The following is a 19469-nucleotide window of genomic DNA, read 5'->3' as shown; positions in this document are numbered from 1 at the left end:
GCAGGTTTGTCCGATTCATCATCGAAGGTGACGATGGGCTCGTCGCAGGTGAGCAGCGCGCCATCGGTCAGCTTGATTACGGTCAGCGGTCTGCTGAGCAGGTGCTCGGAGAGAAGCTCGGCCAGCTTGCCCATAAGGCTCACATGCTCGTTGGGGTGGCTGGTGACCTCCAGAGTCCCGAAGCTGCGGAGCATGTCCCGGTAGGGCTGAGGGCGGCATTGTTGATGACGGGGTGGAAGCGCCCAGGAAGCGTGGCAGGCACCCAGGTGATCGTTGTGCCCGGATGGGGCGTGCTCGCGTATCGTCCGTGGGGTGCTTGATGCCACCGTGGCGGCCCGAAGTGACATCTCCGACAGTGCGCTCTCAGAGTTGATCGATGCCTTCGATCTCGGAGGCGTGCGGGAGCGTCGCTATCTCGCCGATGGGCTGATGAATGCGAACTGGAGGCTGGACACGCCGGCCGGGCAGTTCGCTTTGAAGCGGGTCACGGATGTCCCTCTGGAGCGGTTGCAGCGGAATCTCCGGGTGCCGGCGGCCCTCGTCGCCGACGGAGTCCCGGTGAGTGCCCCGGTACCCACGGCCTCGGGGTCGCTGGTGGCGCAGGTCGGAGGTGGCGCCTGGTGCCTGTTCCCGTGGGTGGCCGGCTCACATGTCCGAGGTGTCGACCTCAGCCCGGCCCTGGTGAGTGCGCTGGGCGCGCACCTGGGGCGCCTGCACGTGAGCCTGAGCGGGGCTTGTGGCCGAGGGCTGCTGCCAGGGGTGCCCGAGACGATCATCGCGGACATCACCTCGCCGGAGGGAGCGGTGGAGAAGGCCGAGCAGCTGTCCGCAGCCGTACGCGATAAGGGCACCGGCAGCGACTTCGACCAAGCAGCCGCTGCCGCCTTGGACCACCGGAAGGCCCTCATCTTCAAGCACGCCGATCACTGTCCGCGATCTATGAAACCTCAGGGTGACCACGGGTGGACGCATGGCGACGTGCAGTACCGCAATCTGCTCTGGGAAGACGAGGCACTTGCCGCCTTCCTGGACTGGGACCGGATCGCGGTGCGCCCGTACGCGGAAGAGGTCGTGCGGACGGCGCAGGTGCAGTTCGGAGTGGGCGGGGTGTTCGACCTCGCTCGGGTGTCTGCCTTCGTCGGCGGGTATCGGTCGGTGGTGCCGCTGGATCCGTCTGCGCTGGTGGACGGTGCTCGTCGGCTGTGGTGGAAGCGGATGACGGACTTCTGGCCGCTCGAGTTCCACTACGACCGCGGTGACTTCTCCTTCGACGACCTGTTCACCGCGGACGAGGCGTTGCTGCACTGGTGGACGGACCGGCTGGATCAGGTCGAGGCCGCGTTCGCCGCAGGGTAGATCCCGAGGCGTTTGAGGTCCGGCAGGCGGGGGCGAGTGAAGGCGGTCGCTCGTCGCCGCGCCTGCTCCCCCAGGGTGTGGTGGTCAGTGGCGCGGATGGCCTCCGCCCACTCCTCCGCGCCGGCCTCGGAGGGAAGCACGATGCCCGCGTCGCCTATGGCTTCCGGGATGCCGCCCCGGTCGCTGCCGACGCTCGGAGTCCCGTGCAGCGCGGCTTCGATGATGACGCGGGGGAAGGCGTCTTCCACCGCGGACGGCACGAGCAGGAGGCGGTGGCTGCGGTAGAGGGGACTCATGTCGTAGACCCTGGGCACATAGGTCACGTTGGGGTAGCCGGCGAACTGCTCGGCGGTGTTCCACCAGCCTTCGACCAGAGTGAAGTGCTGTTCGGGCATGCGACGGATCAGCTGGTGCAGGAGGTCGGCGCCTTTCGGCGGGATCGGGTTGACCATGAGCACAGCATCGGTTCGCCCACGCCGGTGGTGCCCCGGCTCCGGCAGTGTGAAGGGCGGGTACAGGACGGACAGCCGCGTGCCGTCGGTCGGAGGCGCTTGCCGGAGAACGAATTCGGAGACGGCCAGACTATGGTGAGGACTGCCGGAGAGGACCCCGAGTCCCGTCTTGGAAATCGAGTGCAGGATTCCTGCGACGAGGGCGGCGGGCCGGGCTTGGGCGGCGATGTCGGCCGCGCCTTCCTGTGAGGTGAACAGCACATCCGGTCGTGCCTGGGTCAGCAGGCTCCGGAGAGCTGTCGTGATCCTCTGCTGCGGTACGGCGAGGCAGTCCACTCCGTTCCAGGTGTAACGCAGCTCCTCCTGGGATTCCTCGTACGCGGTGTCGTGCTCGTCGAGGAAGGTCCGCACCTGGGCGATCCGCGGGGTCTGGTCCCAGGGTGCTTGGTGGGAGCCGAGGTAGACGGTGCGCCATCCGGCTGCCCCGAGTTCCTCGGCCAGGAGTTGCTGGGTGACCTCGGCTCCGCCGATGAGGAACGGTGGTGGGGTACGTCGCCACGCGAAGAGGGCTGTGGGCATGAGTCGGTCACCTGGTCCAGTACGTGACGAGGGCTTCCACCGCATGCGCGACCGCATCGGGATTGGTGTCGGCGGGGATGACGGTCACTTCCCGCGACACGGGTGGCTGAGCTGCGGATACGAAGTAGTTCCGAGCGTGGGTGAGGAACGCCGGCTCGTGAAGGAAGTACTCGGACTCGGCCGCCGTGCGCCTGGCCGCCTTGCGGCGCAGGGCTAGTTCTTCGGCCGGCACGTCGAGGTAGAGGGTGTGGTGGGGGCGCAGGAACGGCAGTTCCTGGAGGCGGTCGCGCAGACGGCGGTGGATGCCGTAGTCGAACAGGGCGTCGAGCGCGTGGGCGTGGGCCAGGAGGGTGTCGACCGAACGGTCCAGGAGGACGACAGGTTTGGCGCAGACGAGTGCCTTGCGCACGCGAGTGCCTTCGATGCCCATGAACGTCTCGAACGCGGCAAGCTGTTCGGCTGCGGATGCGGTGCGGGCGGGCGGGACGTCGGTGCGGCGGTCGATGTACTGGACGTAGCAGTGCGAGACGAAGGCCCGCTCCTCGATGCCGCGCGTGCGCAGGTGGCCGATGACGGTGGACTTCCCGGCGTACGAGGGGCCTTCGAGCGCGATGACCTTCATAGAGACTCCGTCTGGTAGAAGCGTTCCGCGAACATCCCCGTGCCGCTCAGGAGGTCGGCCGCCGTGGTCCATGCGTGCCGGATCGGCCGGTACATCTTCCGAGCAGGGTGCATCTGAGAGCCGTGCATGTGCAGCACCGTGACCTTGTCGAGCACGACGTCGGTGATGTCGACCAGCTCGGGTACGAGGGCGTGGCCGGTACGTGCTCGGAAGAGGTGCTGGTCGCAGCCGGCCAGGGCGTAGGTGGGCCAGAACGCGAGGTCTTCCCAGAACCAGCGGCATCCGAGTCGTACTGCTGCCGCGTGCACGAGGAGATGGTCGGGGTGGCGGGTGACGGCAGCCGGGGCGAGGAGTTCGGCGTCGGGGTGGGCTTCGACGATCTCGCGGAGCTCGTCCGTGATCCGGTCCAGGCGGACCTGGTCGAAGGGGCGGTACGGGGGTTCGGCGTCCTGATGGCCGAGGAGGATCCGGTTGGCGGCGAAGGGTGCCAGGGCAGCCGCTCCTTCCCGGCTGCGCAGGTCGGATACGACTGCCTCGGTGCCGTAGGTGTCCTCCAGGATCGGGTGGACGCTGGTGGAGCGGGTGAACACCGTGACCACGGTGAGCGGCCGGGGATGGCCCAGGAAGGTTCCGGAGGCGGACAGGGCGAAGTCGTCGTGGTGCGGTTCGATGGCGAGCACCGGTCGGCCGGCCGGGCGCCGCATCTCGATGAAGTGGCGGTGCCCGCTGTGCGGCGCCCTGAGCTCGATGATCTGGCGGTCCTGCGCGCGGTGGCGTTCGGACAGGCGTTCGGTCCACTGCTGGTGGGCGTGCATGAGGTCGTCGGGGAAGGTGTAGATCCCTTCCGCATCCGGTACGGGCAGCGTCACGGTCATGGCGGGCTCCGGGGTCATCGGACGGTGGTCTGGTACCAGTGGCGCCACATGCGCGGGGAGTCGAGCCGCAGCCGGGCGGTGACGGGGTTCTGCCACCACACCATCCGGAGGCTGGACCACTGGTCGTAACGGCGGGTGGAGGGGCGTACGCGCAGCTCGTCGAGGATCACAACCGGTGCGTTCTTGATGCGGCCGTGGGCCGTCAGACGGTGGAAGAACTCGACGTCCTCGCTCATGAACAGGTCGTCGCGGTATCCGCCGACCGCCCGGAAGGCTGCTGCGGTGGCGAACTGGGCGACGCCCTGTGCGCCGCCGTGGTTGGTGCGGTAGTGGTCCCAGTAGGCGCACAGCAGTCGTGCGCCGAGCCGCTTGGGTGTGTAGAGGGGTGGGATGGCCCCGCCGGCGGCGCCGTTGTCCATGGCGGTGGCCGCGGCGGTGATCGCCTCCATGGGCAGGGCGACGTCGGCATCCGTGAAGAACAGCTGGCGGCCTTCGGCGGCAGCCGCGCCGGCGTTGCGGACCCGGCCGATGTTGCGGACGGTTTCGCTGATCACTCGGACGCCGAAGGAGGCGGCCATATCGGCGGTGGCGTCGGTGGAGGCGTTGTCCACCACGATCACCTCTCCCCGTTCGCCGCTCGTCTCCTGCCATCGTTCGAGGGAGGCGAGGACGGTGGGGAGGTAGTGGGGCAGGTAGGTGGCTTCGTTGTGGGCTGGAATGACCACCGTCAGTCCAGGGCTGGTCATCGAGGTGTCCCTTCGCTGCGTAGCGTGCGGAAGAGGTGCGGTGTCTGACGGGTCAGGTCGGTCAGGCGGTCCGACCACAAGCGGCGGCTGGTACCGGGCGAGGCGTGGACCCAGCAGCGGGCGGTGTGAACGACCACCCAGGCCGAGAGCCGGATGTCGTCCAGGGGCGCCGCGTAGGCGTCGAGCAGCGTGCGGCGGTCCCATGGGGTGTGGGCCGCGGTCATGACGAGGGCGTGGGCGACGTCTGCCTCCCGCCGGCCCGGCGCGGCATCGGTGAAGTCGACCAGGTAGCGCGTGCCGCGCGGGCCGGAGAGGACGACGTTGTCGAAGTGGATGTCGCCGTGGCACCACACGCTGGGTGCTCGCTCCGGCGTGTCGGCGAGGACGGCGAGAGCGGGGCCGATCCGGTTCAGCAGGTCGGGTGGGCAGCGGCGGGCCAGGGAGGAGACCGAGTCGAAGAACGGGCGGCGGGGCACCGTCTGCTCGACCGGTGCTCGGTGCAGGCGAGCTAGAAGGCCACCGAGGTCTTTGAGGGCTTGGGCATGTGGGAAGTGACCGGAGTGCACGGCGGCACCCAGGGTGTGTCCGCCGAGGTCAGGGGTGATGAGAGCGGTGGCCCCCTCGCTGGAGATGGTGCCGCTGCCGAGCACCTGCGGGACAGGCACAGCGACTCCGGCCGCACGGATGGCGGCGGCCTCGGTCAGCGCGTTGCGGCGAGCAGTGTGGTCGTACAGCTTCACGATCACGCTGCGGCCGTCGCGGAGGCCGACCCGGAACACGGCCGTCCGGGAGCCCGCCGACAAGCGCTCCGCGGTCCGGGCGGGTGTTCCGAGCAGGGTGCCGCACGCGCGGGAGACCATCGCGGGCGGGGCGCTCATCGAAGCCCCGCCGGCTCGGGATGTGCGGCGCCCAGCGCGCGGACGTGCCGCAGGGCCCGCTTCAGGACAGTGCGGTACTCCCGCACGTCGTCCGTATCGGGACAGTCCGCCTGCCAAGGCTTCTCCGGGCCGACGAAGTGGATGAGGCGGGCGGCCGGATCCGGTCGCAGGGGGCGGGTGACGACGCGGCGTACCCAGTCACCGCGTTCGAGGTACCGGCCCACCTCGAACCGGTTGTACGTGGCGTCGACCGCCCGCACGCGGCCGGCGTGGAGGAGCCACAGGTTCAGGGCGTCTTGGTCGTTGTGGAGGATGTGCTGCCGATGTCTGCCCAGGGCCTGCTCGACACCGTGGCGAATACGCGGCAGATCGGCAGTGTGAGCCCACAGGAGACCGGCGTTGTAGTAAGGGCGGTCCCTCAGATGCGGCCAGCGTTCCGCGGCGCCCGGTAGAGCGGGGCAGCGGCCGACTGCCGGGTTGAACTCGTCGCGTACGGCGCCGACCTCGCCGAGGCGGAGAGCGTCGAGCGGGGCGGTCAGGTCGCCGCGGACCAGGACGTCGGCGTCCACGTAGATCAGGTACGGGCGGCGGACGAACTCGGGAGCGAACTCGAAGCGCAGATAGGTGGTGACCGTGATGTACGCGGTGTCCGCCATCCGCGCGGAGCGCGGCGGGGAGCGGCGGGCCAGGGCAAAGGAGCCGAAGCCGACCCGTTTGGCGAGGTGGGCCAGGAGCTGCACCTGGGGCGCTCCGAGGTCGAAGGTGAGGAAGCGCAGCGCTGCCGCCTTGCGGGTGCGGGGGCTGAGGCTGTCCGCCAGGGAAGCGATCGTGGCGAGGCCAGGGGTGAGGTAGTGCCGGTCGATGCAGATGCCGAATGCGTACACGGCGGGTCCGCCTTCCGGGCGTGGTCTGGGGAAGTGATCTGGTGATGAGCTGTGAGCCGTCAGCGCCTGCCCGCCCAGCGGCTGAGCCGGCAGCGAAGCGCAGGGGGCTAGAACGCCCGGTCGGCCTCGTCCGGGCTGGCGTCCGGTTGGCTGACCGTCGGCCGCTGGCTGGTGGCGAGGTCCTGATGGTCGTTGGTGATCAGCGTGCCGAGCGGGACTGCGGCAGCGAGGTGGCCGGTGAACCACACGCCGACGCAGAACCGCTCCACGGAATCAACGGCCCCGTCACGGGGCTTGTGGCGGCTGCGCATCAGGTGGTCTTCTCTCGGCTCAGGCGGTCTGCGCGCGTCTCGATGACGTCGAGGGTGCCGGGCTCGTCCGTCTCCCACTCAGTCGTGGGGCTGCCCGACTCCGGACGCAGGACCCAGTCGGTGCCCTGCCTGATGTCGGTGACGATGGCGCGACGTCCGTTAGCGTCCGAGACCAGGTCACCGACCTCCGCCCGTGCCCGGGTCACGAGGCGGCTCCCGGCACGAGGTCTCCCCACAGCCACCAGCCCGAGGAGGCTTCGAGCAAGATGCGGCGGCGTTCGTGCTGCCCCGGCGTCTGGCGGGCCGGCGGTGACGTCGCCTCGGTGAGGAAGCCGCCCCGGTCACGGATGAGGACGCCGAGTGCAGCGAACTGACCGGCGTCTTCGACGAGGTGGGTGATTTCGGCGACGACGATGCCGCGGATCGGACCGGAGGACAGTGCGCTCGTGACGGCCGCCCAAGCCGGGCGGGCGTCCAAGGGCGTGCTCGGGTCGTCATCGGACCAGGTGTCGGCCACATGCCAGTGCCGGGAGTCAGCGTAATGGCGTGCACGCCGCTCGGCCTCGCGGATAGCGGCCGACTCGGCCGCACAGCAGTAGACGGCAACCGGCACGTGTCCGATGCCGTCGGATGGGGATTTCGGCATGGAGCCAGCGTGCTGTCGGTGGTGTGCCCGGGACAGGCACGGCTCGTGGCAGCGCCACGAAGTCATGACGCGGCGGACTACCACGTCCCGTGCTGCTGCACGCTCGTCCTCCAGCAGGACTGCAACGGAGCGTGACAGTCGGGCTGGTGGCGGCCGAGGGAGCTGCTATGGGACGTGGCGGTAGGCGGTCAGTGCACGGCCAGGGGCACACCGGCCGCGTGGGCGAGCCCGCGGAGCCGCGCGACGGACACGCCAGCGAGGCGAGAGACGATCACTCCGGGCAGCATTTGGTGCCGTACCCACCCCGGAGCCATGCCGCAGACCTTTTCCAGGGTGTCGGCAGCCTGATCCCACCGACGGCACTCCACGTGCGTCAACGCCACGTCGAGGCCATAGCGGGCCCGAGTGGCGAGGGGCACCGTGTCGTTCAGTCGGATCGTGTCCATGAGTCGGAGCGCACCGCCGGTGTCGCCGAGAGCTACGGCGATGCTCATCGCCTGGGTAGCGGCGTAGAGCGGCCCGAAGGGTTGGGCATGCCGCCCACGAGCATGCTCCGCGCCGAGGCGGGCGCCGACGGCATGCGCCTGCGAGAGGTACTCCCGCGCGGTATCCGGCGAGGCGCCACCCCGGGACGCGGCTACAGCAGCGTTCGTGACGAGCTGCCCGTACACCGACAGCCGGTCCGGATCGTGCTCGGACATCTTCGGCTCGATCCGGTCGGCCTGCGCGGCGGCGAGCGCGAAGCCCTGTGCGGTCCGCCCGTCACGGAGATTCACCCACGCCGTTGTGGCGGCGAGGTGGGCATCCCGCAGATCGTCGCCGACCTGCACGGCGATCTGCCGACCGTAGGTGAGCGCCGCATAGGCCAGGTCCCGCGAACCCCACACGTTCGCGGCCATCCCGGCAGTCTGGAAGACATCGGCTAGGACGCCGGCCGCGGCCTCCCGCTCGTCGGGTTCCGCCACGTCGTATCGGGCACGGGCTTCGGGCAGCAAGACGCCGAGCAGCGCACCGAGTTCGGTGTAGCGGCCCGACCAGTAGGCCGTGTCAGCGCGCCGAACGACATCACGGAGCTCGTCGACGGTACCCGACTCGGTATCGGTGGGGATGCCGATCGCGGCATCGTGCGTGGCAGCGGACAGTACGCGCATTGCTGCGCGCTCGTCACGGTCCATGGCGCGACGGGGCGCTTGCTGGCCGAGAAGGACGGCGATGTCCGTCCCGAGGGCGGAGGCGATGGACAGAAGCGAAGGAAGGGAAGCGGTGCCGCCCCGTTCCAGCTTCCGCACGACACCCACGGAAACGTTGGCGGATTCTGCCAACTGCTCCTGTGTCATGGGGCCGCGCAGCCTCTTGATGCGTTCAGCGGTGCTGTACTCGGACCACTGCATGGCAGCAACTCCTCCCCGACCGGCCAGGCACGGACCGTACCCACTGCTTTACGACCGGCAACACCCATGGGCACCACCTGCACAGTGAGTTGGCTGGAAGTCGCCGCTAGACGGAAAGCGCGGCGCTCACGCCGAGCAGTGCCTCAAGCTCGGCCACCGTTGTGGATTCATCCGTCGCCAGGACGGTAGTGATGCCCAGGGCTTCGGCAGGTGGCAGATTCCGAGGGTGGTCATCGACGAACAGGCACGCCTGCGCAGGAAGCCCGAGACGCTCCAACGTCAGCTCATAGATGGCAGGGTCGGGCTTCGCGATGCGGGCCTCCTCGGAGATGACGTGCACATCGAACAGGTCCCAAATGCCTGCTTGCTCGTACGGGTTGAAAGGGTTCGTGCCGAAGCTGTTCGACAGGAGAGCGAGACGGTACCCCGCGTCCTTGGCAGCTCGTGCGAGCGCGGCCGTGCGCCGAGCTGGGGGCACCGCGGCCCAGGCGCGCCCCATCAGGTTGTCCGGTGCGACATGCGCACCGAGAAGAGATGCAGTGCGCCTGTTCCACTCCGCCTGATCTATCTCACCCACTTCCAGCGCCGCATACAACCGTCGGCCTTCAGGGTGGTCATTGAGAGTGGCACGCCATGCGTCTGGGGGCAGCCCTTCAGACTCGCACCAAACGCGGTGCACGGAACGCGGATCAGCGGTCAACACCCCCGCGAAGTCCAGGATGAGCCCATGCTCGGCTTGACGGTCCGCGGTACCCATGGGCTGCGGCATGCTGCGTGCTCCCTCCCCCTTGGCCTCACAGAGACGCTACCGCGCACCGAGAACGCGGAGGCCGCCAAGCCTTGCACTTCGTCCGACGACTCCGCCCCAACCGAGGCGTTCCATGGCCGTGCTCCAAGCCGGAGGGGTGTACGCACGCCACCGGCCAGAGGTCGTTCGAGTACGCCGCCACCGGTCCGGTGCGTCACTTTGCAAGCCGCTCAATCACCCTTTCGTACTTCCGGAGACGACCATCGGCGTGTCCGGTATGAGAGACCATCTGATGACATGAGTCAGAGTGAGTCGCATGGGTAAGCGCCAACGCCGTCGCCAGCGGGTACAGGCGAAGAAGAAGCTGACTGCCCCATCCCCGCTGATCATCGAGTTCCCACCTGGCGAGCCGCGCATTCGAGCCGTCTTCAAGGCCGACTGTCCCAAGCAGGCACAGAAAGTTGCCGCCCAGTGCTGGGCTTCGTGTCCGCCAATGGCGCGCTGAGCGGCTGCGGGCAACAAGTGCCAAGACAACCGTTGCCAAGGCGTACAGGCTGCTCAAAGGCATCATGGAGACGGCCGTTGATGACGATCTGATCAGCCGCAATCCGTGCCGGATCAAGGGCGCGGGGAAGGAGTCGGCGGCTGAGCGTCGGATCGCCACCGTCGCCCAGGTCGATGCGCTTGCCGACGCGATCGGCATCCGTTGGCGTCTCATGGTCTACCTGGGCGCGTACGGTCCGATGCGGCCCGAGGAACTGGCCGGCCTTCGGCGGCGAGACGTCGACCTGGACAACCTCGTGATCCGGTCCGTGTCGCCGAGCCCGAGCGCACCAACGGGAAGCGTGCTCCTGGGGCCACCAAGTCCGACGCGGGTGCTCGTCTCGTCGTTCTTCCCGCGTTCCTGGAGAAGGACGTGGAGCGTCACCTCGCCTGGTACGCGGAGAAGGGGCCTGACGGCCTCGTCTTCGTCGGCGAGAAGGGGGCTGCCTTCCGTCGTACGTCCTTCGGGCGGAAATGGCGTCGTGCCTGTGTCGCAGCGGGTCTGCCGGACGGCTTCCGCTTCTACGACCTTCGTCACACCGGACACACGCTGTCGACGCGTTCCGGCGCGACGCTCAAGGACACCATGGTCCGGGTCGGGCAGTCCTCGGAGAAGGCCGCGCTGATCTGTCGGCACTCCGACGACGAGCGGCAGCGAGAGCTGGCGGCCGGGCTCGACGTGATGGTGCGCGCCGAGCGTGCGAAGAACCACACGAGCGACTCCGCGCGCCACAAGGAGGAGCCCACCGGGACCTAGCCGAATCCCTATGGTGCGGTTGTGGTGCGCCACCCGCTCACCGGTCTGGACAACAAAGAACCCCCTGGTCTCTGACGCGTAAATAGGTGGAGGTCAGGGTGGCGTGAGGCAGATCTGAGTGCCCGGTGGCCGTGGTGGTCGCCGGGTGTCCGGGCCCTGGGCGTCAGGCTGCGTCCTCGATCGGGTTGAGGGTGACGGTGTAGCCGAGCTGGTTGAGCGCGGTGATCGCGCGGCGGGTGGCGCGTTCGGGGTCACGTTGGGCGAAGTAGGTGCCGCCGAGCTCGCGGTAGGGGACGTTGTCGGTGAGCATGTGCCAGATCGCGGTAATGATCGAGTGCTCGACGGCGACCAGGGCCTTCATCGGGCCGCGGCGGGCGGTCAGCCGCTTGTAGCGGGCCTGGAGGTAGGTGTCCTTGGTCCTCACCGCGCCGAAGGCGGCCAGGCCGAGGGCTCCTTTGAGGTACGGGTTGCCGGGGCGGACCTTGGTGTTCTTGGTGCGGCCGGCGGACTCGTGGTGGCCGGGGCAGACCCCGGCCCAGGACGCGAGGTGCCTGGCGGAGGTGAACCGGGCCATGTCGCCGCCGGTCTCCGCGATGATCACTTCGGCGACGGCCTGGTTGATGCCGGGGATGGTGTCGAGCAGGTCGAGGGCGGGACGAAAGGGGGCCATCGCCTCCTCGATCCGCTCATCGAGCTGTCCGATGGCGTCGGTGAGCTGGTCGTAGTGGTCCAGGTGCAGCCGGGTGAGGAAGGCGTGGTGGTCGCGGAAGCGGCCGGTCAGGGCCTCGGTGAGTTCGGGGATCTTGTTGCGGAGCTTGCGTTTGGCCAGGTCTGCCAGCGTCTGCGGGTCGCGTTCCCCGCCGATGAGGGCCTCCAGCATGGCCCGGCCGGAGACGCCCATGATGTCGGAGGCGACCGCGGCGAGTTTGATGCCGGTGTCCTCCAGCAGCTTCTCCAGCCGCTGGACGATCTGCCCGCGTTCGCGGGTCATCTGGGTGCGGGCCCGGGTCAGGTCCCGCAGTTCGCGCACCGGTGCGGGTGGCACGAACGAGGGGCGGACCAGGCCGTGTGCGCCGAGCTGAGCCAGCCAGGCGGCGTCGGAAACGTCCGTCTTGCGGCCGGGCAGGTTCTTGACCTGCCGGGCGTTGACCAGGATCACGTTCAGGTCCTCGGCCAGCAGGTAGTAGAACGGCTTCCAGTAGTCCGAGGTCGCTTCGATCACGACGAGGGTGACCTCGGCAGCGACCAGATGATCCCGCAGGGCGAGCACGGCGTTCGTGGTCGAGCCCCAGGTCGTGGTCTCGTTGGTGAAAGAGCCTCGCCGTTTCGTACTCGGGCTGCGGACACACGCCTTGGCGTCCTTCTTGCTGATGTCCACACCGGCGCAGCGTTCGTGCAGCACGTCCACGGCCCCGCTCCCTCCCTCACCGAACGGCCAAGCGGTACGCCGTTCCGGGAGGGCCAGGGTGGAACAGGAATTCTGACGCCCGTGCTTCGCAGCAACACTCCACGGTTCCCGTGGACGGCCCTCAGCGCCACGCTGACCTGCGAGCTCACCGGCATCACAGAGCAATCGGCTTCGGCCGGAACGAACCCCACCAGCGTCCCGGACCGGCATCAACCCCCGTCAGGGCAGACAGGAAGCACCTCGGCGCACGCCACGACATTTACCACGCCCCCGGCGCGCACCGAAGGTGCGCTGGATCGCTGACCTGCGACGGAACTTGAACCGCGTCTGAGCGGTTGCGGACTTGTTCCCCGCTGTTCCCCGTGGTTCTCCGCGAGATCTGGCACGCATCTGGCACGTCCGGCCGGTGCCTTGCCAGCATCTGGCCTGCTGCGCGAATCCCACTCGTACGCCCCTACGATGCGGGTCATGGGGACGTCTGATTCCACACCACTCATACGCGCCTGCTGGCTCTCATGGCTCGCGGTCGCGACCGTCGATCAAGCGGAGTTGGTCAAGACCCTTGGCTTGATGGATGCGCGGGAGACCACCTGGGCCGATGGCGTGGAACTCATCGACGAGGTGGCACACGAGGAGGAGCCGTTCTCCACAGTCGTCGTTACCCCGCCCATGCAGGGGTGGACCCTGGTCGTCGGACCGTACTTCGGCCTGTCCTATCCAGAGCAGACAGTGCACGTCACTGACCTGTGCCGAAAATTGAGCGCGTACTTCGGCAAAGCCCAGCTCTTCTTCCACAGCGAGCAGAACGACGGGGAGGCGTGGCTGATCGCCGAACACGGACAGATCCTCAGACGTTGGATCAGTGAGTACCCGGAGCTCGCCCTGGGTGAGCCGTTCGGAGTCGAGCGACGACTCCTCGACGCCTACGGCATCACGGGCAAGCCCGAGGATCTCGCCCCTGACAGCGACCTGGCCGGCGACTGGGCGGCGACCTGGGGGGATTGCTGGGCGACGACGGTCGCAGAGGAAAACAGCGTCGACCCCACGAAAGCCGCCGCCGATGCGGGCTCGATCAGCGGCATGCTGGTGGCAGCTGCTCCACCTTTCGAGTAAGCGCACGGCTTGCCCGCGGAACGACCACCGTCTCACACACGGCTCCGGAGGCCCCTTGGGTCCTGGGCAACGCGGCAGGGCACGGCCCTGGACGTGGGAGATCAGGTGGGACGAGTCCACGGATAGTCCACGGCTGTCGGAACACCACACGGGAAGCTCCCCCACACATCAACCCCTCGAGCTACCCATCACACTGTGGTCCCTGCCTCCCCGAGCCGAAGGCCCCGCCAGCGGCATGATGGCATCATGGCGAACCAAACCGCTGGCGAGTGGCTCGAAGTACAGAGTGCAGCACTCAAGTACATCACTGAAAACCGCAAGAAAATTGCCGCACAGGCAGAGGCCCGCTGCCCTCACGATGGACGTTTGCTTGCTGCGATCTACCCCGTAGGGGGGAAATTTTGGGAATGGCGAGTAGGGGAGCACCTGACGCGTGAGCAAGTGGTCAGGGAGCGTCTCGCCATGGCGGCGATGGAGTACGAGGCTCTAGTTGAAAGCGGCACCCACCGTGAAGAGGCCTGGGAAGGGACTCTGGGGTTGGCCAGCGCCCACAGCCTAGGGGATCGCGTGCCTACCTCACCCCCGAAGGTCACGGGACCATGCGCAGTTTCACCAAGGGAACACGACCCAGCCGACCTGGCGAGACTACGTGACGACCTCCCGAGAGGGGACTTCGCGAGCTGCGTCAAATGTCGGCGCACCTTCATGATCCAGACTCCGCTGATGATCTACGCCGCTGGATACGGCCTCATGAAGGGCACCAGAAAGCCGATCACCGTCCATCCTGGCCGGGTGAATCCCGTTCGTCCCGGTGACCGTGTTCCTGAGGGCATCCAGGTGTATGGGTTTGAACCTCCCTGGTATCCATCACCCTGGCGGATCATCGGTCTCCCGGACGAGTAGCTCATGTACCCTGGCTCCGACAATCTCAGATTCGCGCGTACGTGGCTCGTCGAACCTGTCCGTGATGTAGCGCACCCGGACCGCACCCGGAAGGGGTCGGTTTCGCGTGCCCACAGTAGCGTTTGTGGCGACTGCACTAGCTGGCGGAGTTGTTGTCGGGATCTTGGTTTTGGTCTACGCGACCGTTAGACGGATTACTCCCGAGTCATTCAAGATCAGCGCCACCATTGCCCGGTGTGCCTCGTTCTCGGTCGAGATCAAGGCGGCTAGAGGTTCACGTCGTTGAGCTATGTGGCCGGTCGGCCGGGGCGCAACCGGCCCGGAGAGGCCGCAAGCACGGCCCGGCCGACGGGCCCGCCCGTAGCAGGCGGCTTGACGGCCGGGGCCAGCACGCGGGAGTTGAGACGAGGTCGGGGCACAACAGTCCCCGGGCCGCGCTGATCTACCAGCACATGACCAGCGACCGTGACCGGGCCATCGCCGACCGGCTCGGAGCCATGATCCGCGACGGCGGCGGAGAGGTCTCCGGCGAGGGGATGTGGACTCTGCGTGGACTCTAGTGGCGGCGCATGTGGACGGCCCCAAACACGACGAAGGGCCAGCCTGGGAGGTGCCCCCTCCTGAGCTGACCCTTCCTGCAGTGGCCCCGGCAGGATTCGAACCTGCGACACCCGCTTTAGGAGTTCGGTCCATCCCCGGCAAGATGGGGCCTTCCCGCATGCGCCGGGGACGTAGGCGACCGCTGAGAGTTGCAGCTGTTCGTTGCTGTTGATGTCAGCGGTAGATGTCAGTGGAACAGCTCTGGCACCGGGCAGGCCTCCAGCGGCTCATCCGGCCGATCGGCCCAACTCCACCAGATGTGCCGCCTCGTGCACCTCCACAACGCGCGGCAGGCACGCCGGTTGTCGTCCTCCCGGCCGGAGAGCACGAAGCCACCGGACTTCATCGGCTGACTGCACTCGGGACAGGCTGGGGCGTTGCTGGTCATGCAGCGCACCCTATTTGTGAGCGGCCTCGGCCTCCATCCCAATCTGCTTACGGCAGGTAGCGCGCCCGGCCTTCGTAGAGGCGTGGGCGCAGGCTGCGTGAGAGAAACGGGCCTTGGTCATCGTGTGCTCCTTGGGTCGTCGTCGTGCTGACGCGGCTGACGCTCCCAAGAGCACGAGTGCCGTCCGCAGGGGCGAGACGACTTTCCGCGGTCAATCGTTGGCTGTTCGTAACTTACTTCTGGGGGCGCCAAGTTGAAGCCCCATCCGACCATTAGTTCTAAACCAGCAGGTCAGACCCACTACGTTGACGCAATCAAAAAATCAGACCACCATTAGGTCTCGGTTGCTCGCTTCTGGTGCGAGCGCATCCGCGAGAGGAAGTGCCGTGCCGAAGGGCCACAAGTGTCCGGTCTGTGACAGGAACACGCTTCAGCCGTACACCACCAACCAGTTGAAGTGCTCCCAGTGCCAAACGGTCGTGAAGAAGGACCGACTCCGCTGAGCTGCAAGGATCGGCTCCGCGACCGCAGCGAACCCAGTAGAGAAGCCCGGCGCTCCATACGAGCGGCCGGGCTCTCTCGTTTCTCGGGCTGGTGTGGAACAGCGGACGTGCCACACCAGCCGTCGCGTGCGGTGTTGCTAGTCCATGCTGTCTGTTTCGACGGCGGGACGCTCCTTGGTGGGCGGGCTTATCTCTTGGTAGGGCGTCTATGCCTCAGCCGACGACAGCCAGCCACGACGGCGGGCGCGCCGACCGGTCACGCACGCGTGTGTCTCGCTGCACCCCTACTGGCCTCAGCCACGCTGCCATGCCGTCGACAACAGCAGGTTGCGTCGGCAGACGCGTGACAGTGCTGCTTCCAGTGATGACCCCCGAAACAACCGGGACGGGATCACTGCCCTTGGGCCGCTGCGTGACTCACCTGTCTCGTTGGTCCGCAGACGTTCGCGCTCGTTCGCGTTGTCTCGCAGCCAATGAAGACGGTAACGGGGGGCAGTAGCGCGAGGTACCCCTGGCCGGCGGTGAGAGTTGGGGCGCCCATGACTCGTCGTCATGGTGCGCCTCAGACACGAGCACCGCTCCGGAGAAGTGCACAGGGCTGGGCGATGCAGGGTTTGACTACTTCCTGTCCTACCTAGCGCAGTGGACTGTAACCTTGAAGGAAGGCAACTATAAGGCGATGACTGCAACGACGGAGGCGATGATGCTACTAACGCCAAACTGGCGCGATTGGTATCATTTCCGCCATCAGCAAGCATGTTTTGAGTCTGGTAATGCCTTCGAAGATTACGTCTCTAAAGTGCTATCTCACTTCCATGACGACTACCTAAATCCGGCGCCGGCCGGTTCGCTTGGGGACGGCGGGTGTGATGGATTGGCTGAGTCCGGAACAATCTTCTACGCCTGTTATGGACAGAGGCCAGGTCGTGATGCTGAGCGAGAGCTAGCAAGAAAGATCGACTCGGATTTCGCTCGCGGATTGGCTGAATGGGACACGTTTAATACGTGGAAGTTCGTGACGAACGCGCCCGTTGGACCCGTGGCGTTGAAGTCCATCACTCAATTGCAGCAAGCGCACGGCCCGTCCTCCGCACGGCCGCTTACAATCCGAGTGGTAGGATCAGATCGACTCTGGACGGAAGTCGTTGGAACTCTGAGCGACTCGGTTCTGGACTCACTTTTTCCGGGCGCGCCTGGAATCGAAAATATTGAGCTTTCAGATCTGCTGCCTCTGCTCGATACTCTCGGCACTCACGATTCAACTACCGAAGTCGGTGGAAGCGTGCTGCCTGTGCCAGCCACCAAGATGGAGTTCAACGCCCTTCCTGAGGCGAGCCGTCTTGAGTTTAATGCTGGGCGACTTCTGGCTCCACGCATTGATCGCTGGTACGCCGAGTCCTCTGACCCTGATCTCTACGATGCGCAGGGGGAGCGGTTTCGAACCCTCTATAAAGAAGCTCGATCGATTACTACTGAGCCTGCGGAGATTCTTGAGCGGCTCTACGTGTCGGTAGCTGGTGGTAACTTCCGGATGGACGGGAAGCGCGCCAATGCGGCTTTCGCTGTAGTTTCTTACTTCTTTGATTCGTGTCATATTTTTGAGATGCCGCCGGTTCCGGGATCAACATCCGGGGAGGGAGTTGCCTGATGCTTTTGCCTACTAAGGGAGTATCGCCGGAACGCGCCTTGATGACAATTGGATCGGAGATCCTAGAGGAATTGAGTGACCCAATGTCGGTGTCGGGGTTGTGGGAGCGATACAACAGCCGACAGGCCACGGCAAGCAGGCTCCATCGGGTTACATTCGATTGGTTTTCACTTGCCCTGGCAACCCTCTATGCGATGAAGGTCGTGGACGTGTCGGACGGTGGCTATATCAGGACTTCCCATGTTTCTCAGTAGGCTCTCTTCATCCGATGCTAGATTCAAAACCCTAAGCTTTCACGAAGGGTTGAATATTCTTGTAGCTGATCGCACAGAGGCGTCGGCGCAGGGTGATAGCAGGAACAGCATCGGCAAAACAAGTTTCGTCAAGATTTTGCGGTACGTCCTTGGCGGCGATTTGCCTCCAGATTTCAAGGCGTCTGAGCTTGCAGACCACAAATTCATTGCATCTCTTTCGCTCCCTGCGGCAAGCGGTGATGTTGCTGAGACGGTAACTGTCACGCGTTCTGTCTCACCTACGACAAGAGTTGACGTGTCCGGCTGGTCGGCCTCTCAGGGGGCGCGAGACCTGCACGTTGACGTGTGGCGTAACTTGCTGAGTCGGCATGTGTTTCGAATCCCTCCAAACGTGAACCGGCCGACCGCCGGCCAACTTTGGGGGCAGCTAATCCGGACTTACTTCGGCAACCCCATTAAGGGGCATCAGTCTGAAGCTGACTGGGAGTCTGGGGTCAAGCTCGGTTTCATGCTGGGGTTGGCACCAGAAATTCTGGGTAAAGCTGGTGACCTGGATCGCCTTACGAAGCAGGGTAAGGCGATCCGCAAAGCAGTAAAAGACGGGGCTATCGCACACCTTTCTCTCGATGAACCAGCGCTTCGCGCTCAACTTGCGACAGCCCGTCGCCAGAGAGACCGCATGCAGGAAAACATGCGTTCTTTCAGGGTTGATGAGCAGTACGCCAGTCATCAGCAAGAGGCCGACGGTCTTAGTGGTTTGATTCAGAGGCTCAACGATGAAGCCTTGGTCTTGCAGCGCCGATCACGTGAAATTGATGAGGCGCTGCGCGGCGAAGTGGTGGCTTCTGAAAGCAATGAGCTAGCTGCGAAGCTCGCGCGTGTTTATGCCGAGATTGGGCTCGTGCTCCCAGACGTTGTCAGTAGGCGATATGGCGAGGTAGCTGCCTTTCATGAGTCCGTTGTTCGTAATAGGCGGGCATTCTTGGAGCAAGAGCTCAACGCGGTTACTTCCCGCCTCGATGCCATCGATGTAGAGCGTCGAGCGCTTGACCGTGCGCGGTCCCAAGTTATGCAGATTCTCGAAGAGACTGTCGCGCTCGACACCTTCATGAGCATGCAGCGTGATCTCGCCAAGCAAGAGGCGAACATCGTAGACTTGGAACGGCGTCTCGAAGATGCGAATTCGATTAGCGCAATTAATGACACGGTCAAGCTTCGGACTGCAGAACTAATCGCCTCTGTTCGGACTGAAATGAACGAACGGGACGAAAAAATCGATGAGTCTGTTTTACTGTTCAGTGAGCTCGGCGCGGAAATCTACACTGACCGAGAAGCCTCTCTCTTGGTGTCTTTGACACCCAAGGGAATCCTCAGTGTCGAGCCAAGGATCTCAGGCGACGCTAGTACCGGCGTCCGCAGTGTTGAGACTTTCATGCTGGACGTCGTGTGCGAGATTGCGGCAATTAAGGCTCGAAGGGCCCCGCGGGTGCTCGTTCATGACAGTCATCTCTTCGATGCCATCGACGGGCGGCAGGTTGCTTCTTGCCTGAATATCGGCGCGAGGCTCGCGGAAGAACACGGCTTCCAATACATTGTGACGCTCAACTCTGACTTTATTGCGAGTGTCGAAACTCAAAGTGATGGCGCCTTTGATGCCGCCCCGTACATTCTGGACACCAGGCTGACGGATGAAAATGATGAAGGCGGCCTCTTCGGATTCCGATTCGACTAATCCCTCACGGACTTGCAGTCGGCGACGGCGCCGCCTCTCGTCCCGGTGCCAGCCGATCCCCCGCCGGAGGCTTTGCTTCAGCCGTCGTGGCTTGCTCAAGGTGCTCGCCTTACCGGTCTCGGCTCGTTCGTC

Annotated in this window: 18 protein-coding genes and 2 pseudogenes; 8 read left to right on the top strand and 12 right to left on the bottom strand. The window is 65.7% G+C overall.

What is annotated here, in order from left to right:
* Positions 1 to 312: 312 nt before the first annotated feature.
* Positions 313 to 1356 (top strand): phosphotransferase, encoded by a 1044-nt coding sequence (locus AC5K6T_RS22180; protein WP_493211546.1) that lies wholly within the window; start codon positions 313 to 315, stop codon positions 1354 to 1356.
* Here AC5K6T_RS22180 and AC5K6T_RS22175 read toward each other — a convergent pair.
* From AC5K6T_RS22175 to AC5K6T_RS22125, 11 genes are all read right to left on the bottom strand, one after another.
* Positions 1326 to 2387 carry a glycosyltransferase gene (locus AC5K6T_RS22175; protein ID WP_493211544.1) on the bottom strand — a complete coding sequence of 354 codons (1062 nt, stop codon included), beginning with the start codon at positions 2385 to 2387 and terminating at the stop codon, positions 1326 to 1328. The two genes, AC5K6T_RS22180 and AC5K6T_RS22175, sit on opposite strands and share 31 nt — an antisense overlap.
* Before the next feature lie 7 nt (positions 2388 to 2394).
* On the bottom strand, positions 2395 to 3009 hold the full coding sequence (locus AC5K6T_RS22170; protein ID WP_493211542.1) for a hypothetical protein: 615 nt from the start codon (positions 3007 to 3009) through the stop codon (positions 2395 to 2397).
* Positions 3006 to 3902 carry a PIG-L deacetylase family protein gene (locus AC5K6T_RS22165; RefSeq protein ID WP_493211540.1) on the bottom strand — a complete coding sequence of 299 codons (897 nt, stop codon included), beginning with the start codon at positions 3900 to 3902 and terminating at the stop codon, positions 3006 to 3008. The genes AC5K6T_RS22170 and AC5K6T_RS22165 overlap by 4 nt, the downstream gene beginning before the upstream one ends.
* Complete coding sequence (locus AC5K6T_RS22160) at positions 3899 to 4630, bottom strand: glycosyltransferase (protein WP_493211538.1); 732 nt, start codon at positions 4628 to 4630, stop codon at positions 3899 to 3901. The genes AC5K6T_RS22165 and AC5K6T_RS22160 overlap by 4 nt, the downstream gene beginning before the upstream one ends.
* Positions 4627 to 5508: a phosphotransferase family protein gene (locus tag AC5K6T_RS22155; RefSeq protein WP_493211536.1), complete on the bottom strand. Its 882-nt coding sequence runs from the start codon at positions 5506 to 5508 to the stop codon at positions 4627 to 4629. The genes AC5K6T_RS22160 and AC5K6T_RS22155 overlap by 4 nt, the downstream gene beginning before the upstream one ends.
* Positions 5505 to 6392, bottom strand: a complete 888-nt coding sequence (locus AC5K6T_RS22150) for a glycosyltransferase family 8 protein (protein ID WP_493211534.1) — start codon at positions 6390 to 6392, stop codon at positions 5505 to 5507. Before AC5K6T_RS22150 ends, AC5K6T_RS22155 begins: the two co-directional genes overlap by 4 nt.
* A gap of 107 nt (positions 6393 to 6499) precedes the next feature.
* Complete coding sequence (locus AC5K6T_RS22145) at positions 6500 to 6703, bottom strand: hypothetical protein (RefSeq protein ID WP_493211532.1); 204 nt, start codon at positions 6701 to 6703, stop codon at positions 6500 to 6502.
* On the bottom strand, positions 6703 to 6909 hold the full coding sequence (locus tag AC5K6T_RS22140) for a hypothetical protein (RefSeq protein WP_493211530.1): 207 nt from the start codon (positions 6907 to 6909) through the stop codon (positions 6703 to 6705). The genes AC5K6T_RS22145 and AC5K6T_RS22140 overlap by 1 nt, the downstream gene beginning before the upstream one ends.
* Positions 6906 to 7349: a recombinase family protein gene (locus tag AC5K6T_RS22135; protein WP_493211528.1), complete on the bottom strand. Its 444-nt coding sequence runs from the start codon at positions 7347 to 7349 to the stop codon at positions 6906 to 6908. Before AC5K6T_RS22135 ends, AC5K6T_RS22140 begins: the two co-directional genes overlap by 4 nt.
* 188 nt (positions 7350 to 7537) lie before the next feature.
* On the bottom strand, positions 7538 to 8740 hold the full coding sequence (locus AC5K6T_RS22130; protein WP_493211527.1) for a helix-turn-helix domain-containing protein: 1203 nt from the start codon (positions 8738 to 8740) through the stop codon (positions 7538 to 7540).
* 106 nt (positions 8741 to 8846) lie between these two features.
* Positions 8847 to 9509, bottom strand: a complete 663-nt coding sequence (locus tag AC5K6T_RS22125) for an HAD-IA family hydrolase (protein ID WP_493211525.1) — start codon at positions 9507 to 9509, stop codon at positions 8847 to 8849.
* 461 nt (positions 9510 to 9970) lie between these two features.
* On the opposite strand from AC5K6T_RS22125, the pseudogene AC5K6T_RS22120 reads away from it, so the two are divergent.
* Positions 9971 to 10788 (top strand): annotated as a pseudogene (locus AC5K6T_RS22120) (tyrosine-type recombinase/integrase); the annotation flags it as partial.
* Between the two features lie 163 nt (positions 10789 to 10951).
* On the opposite strand, the gene AC5K6T_RS22115 reads toward AC5K6T_RS22120, so the two are convergent.
* Positions 10952 to 12196, bottom strand: a complete 1245-nt coding sequence (locus tag AC5K6T_RS22115) for an IS110 family RNA-guided transposase (protein ID WP_493208129.1) — start codon at positions 12194 to 12196, stop codon at positions 10952 to 10954.
* 468 nt (positions 12197 to 12664) lie between these two features.
* Between AC5K6T_RS22115 and AC5K6T_RS22110 the strand changes: the two genes are divergently transcribed.
* The 6 genes and pseudogenes from AC5K6T_RS22110 (at position 12665) to AC5K6T_RS22085 (ending at position 19337) form a co-directional block, all read left to right on the top strand.
* A complete protein-coding gene (locus tag AC5K6T_RS22110) occupies positions 12665 to 13309 on the top strand; it encodes a hypothetical protein (protein ID WP_493211523.1) in 645 nt (214 codons plus the stop codon).
* Between the two features lie 246 nt (positions 13310 to 13555).
* Positions 13556 to 14212: a hypothetical protein gene (locus AC5K6T_RS22105; protein ID WP_493211521.1), complete on the top strand. Its 657-nt coding sequence runs from the start codon at positions 13556 to 13558 to the stop codon at positions 14210 to 14212.
* Positions 14213 to 14554: 342 nt separating this feature from the next.
* Positions 14555 to 14772 (top strand): annotated as a pseudogene (locus tag AC5K6T_RS22100) (hypothetical protein); the annotation flags it as partial.
* Between the two features lie 1586 nt (positions 14773 to 16358).
* Positions 16359 to 17351, top strand: coding sequence for an ABC-three component system protein (locus tag AC5K6T_RS22095; RefSeq protein ID WP_493211519.1), 993 nt, complete (start codon positions 16359 to 16361; stop codon positions 17349 to 17351).
* The gene (locus AC5K6T_RS22090) at positions 17351 to 17605 is read left to right on the top strand and encodes an ABC-three component system middle component 6 (protein WP_493211517.1); all 255 of its coding nucleotides are present in this window, start codon (positions 17351 to 17353) and stop codon (positions 17603 to 17605) included. The genes AC5K6T_RS22095 and AC5K6T_RS22090 overlap by 1 nt, the downstream gene beginning before the upstream one ends.
* Positions 17592 to 19337: an ABC-three component system protein gene (locus tag AC5K6T_RS22085; protein ID WP_493211515.1), complete on the top strand. Its 1746-nt coding sequence runs from the start codon at positions 17592 to 17594 to the stop codon at positions 19335 to 19337. The genes AC5K6T_RS22090 and AC5K6T_RS22085 overlap by 14 nt, the downstream gene beginning before the upstream one ends.
* Positions 19338 to 19469 lie beyond the last annotated feature (132 nt).

This window comes from Streptomyces sp. B8-7 (assembly GCF_058833805.1).
The sequence above is the reverse complement of the archived record's forward strand: the minus strand, read 5'-3'. Positions and strand labels throughout refer to the sequence as shown.

Bases quoted from the DNA above. Each gene is read 5' to 3' on its own strand.
- AC5K6T_RS22155 (WP_493211536.1), bottom strand. From the start codon at position 5,508: ATGAGCGCCCCGCCCGCGATGGTCTCCCGCGCGTGCGGCACCCTGCTC.
- AC5K6T_RS22135 (WP_493211528.1), bottom strand. From the start codon at position 7,349: ATGCCGAAATCCCCATCCGACGGCATCGGACACGTGCCGGTTGCCGTC.
- AC5K6T_RS22105 (WP_493211521.1), top strand. From the start codon at position 13,556: ATGGCGAACCAAACCGCTGGCGAGTGGCTCGAAGTACAGAGTGCAGCA.
- AC5K6T_RS22175 (WP_493211544.1), bottom strand. From the start codon at position 2,387: ATGCCCACAGCCCTCTTCGCGTGGCGACGTACCCCACCACCGTTCCTC.
- AC5K6T_RS22090 (WP_493211517.1), top strand. From the start codon at position 17,351: ATGCTTTTGCCTACTAAGGGAGTATCGCCGGAACGCGCCTTGATGACA.
- AC5K6T_RS22110 (WP_493211523.1), top strand. From the start codon at position 12,665: ATGGGGACGTCTGATTCCACACCACTCATACGCGCCTGCTGGCTCTCA.
- AC5K6T_RS22125 (WP_493211525.1), bottom strand. From the start codon at position 9,509: ATGCCGCAGCCCATGGGTACCGCGGACCGTCAAGCCGAGCATGGGCTC.
- AC5K6T_RS22085 (WP_493211515.1), top strand. From the start codon at position 17,592: ATGTTTCTCAGTAGGCTCTCTTCATCCGATGCTAGATTCAAAACCCTA.
- AC5K6T_RS22160 (WP_493211538.1), bottom strand. From the start codon at position 4,630: ATGACCAGCCCTGGACTGACGGTGGTCATTCCAGCCCACAACGAAGCC.
- AC5K6T_RS22130 (WP_493211527.1), bottom strand. From the start codon at position 8,740: ATGCAGTGGTCCGAGTACAGCACCGCTGAACGCATCAAGAGGCTGCGC.
- AC5K6T_RS22145 (WP_493211532.1), bottom strand. From the start codon at position 6,703: ATGCGCAGCCGCCACAAGCCCCGTGACGGGGCCGTTGATTCCGTGGAG.
- AC5K6T_RS22165 (WP_493211540.1), bottom strand. From the start codon at position 3,902: ATGACCCCGGAGCCCGCCATGACCGTGACGCTGCCCGTACCGGATGCG.
- AC5K6T_RS22170 (WP_493211542.1), bottom strand. From the start codon at position 3,009: ATGAAGGTCATCGCGCTCGAAGGCCCCTCGTACGCCGGGAAGTCCACC.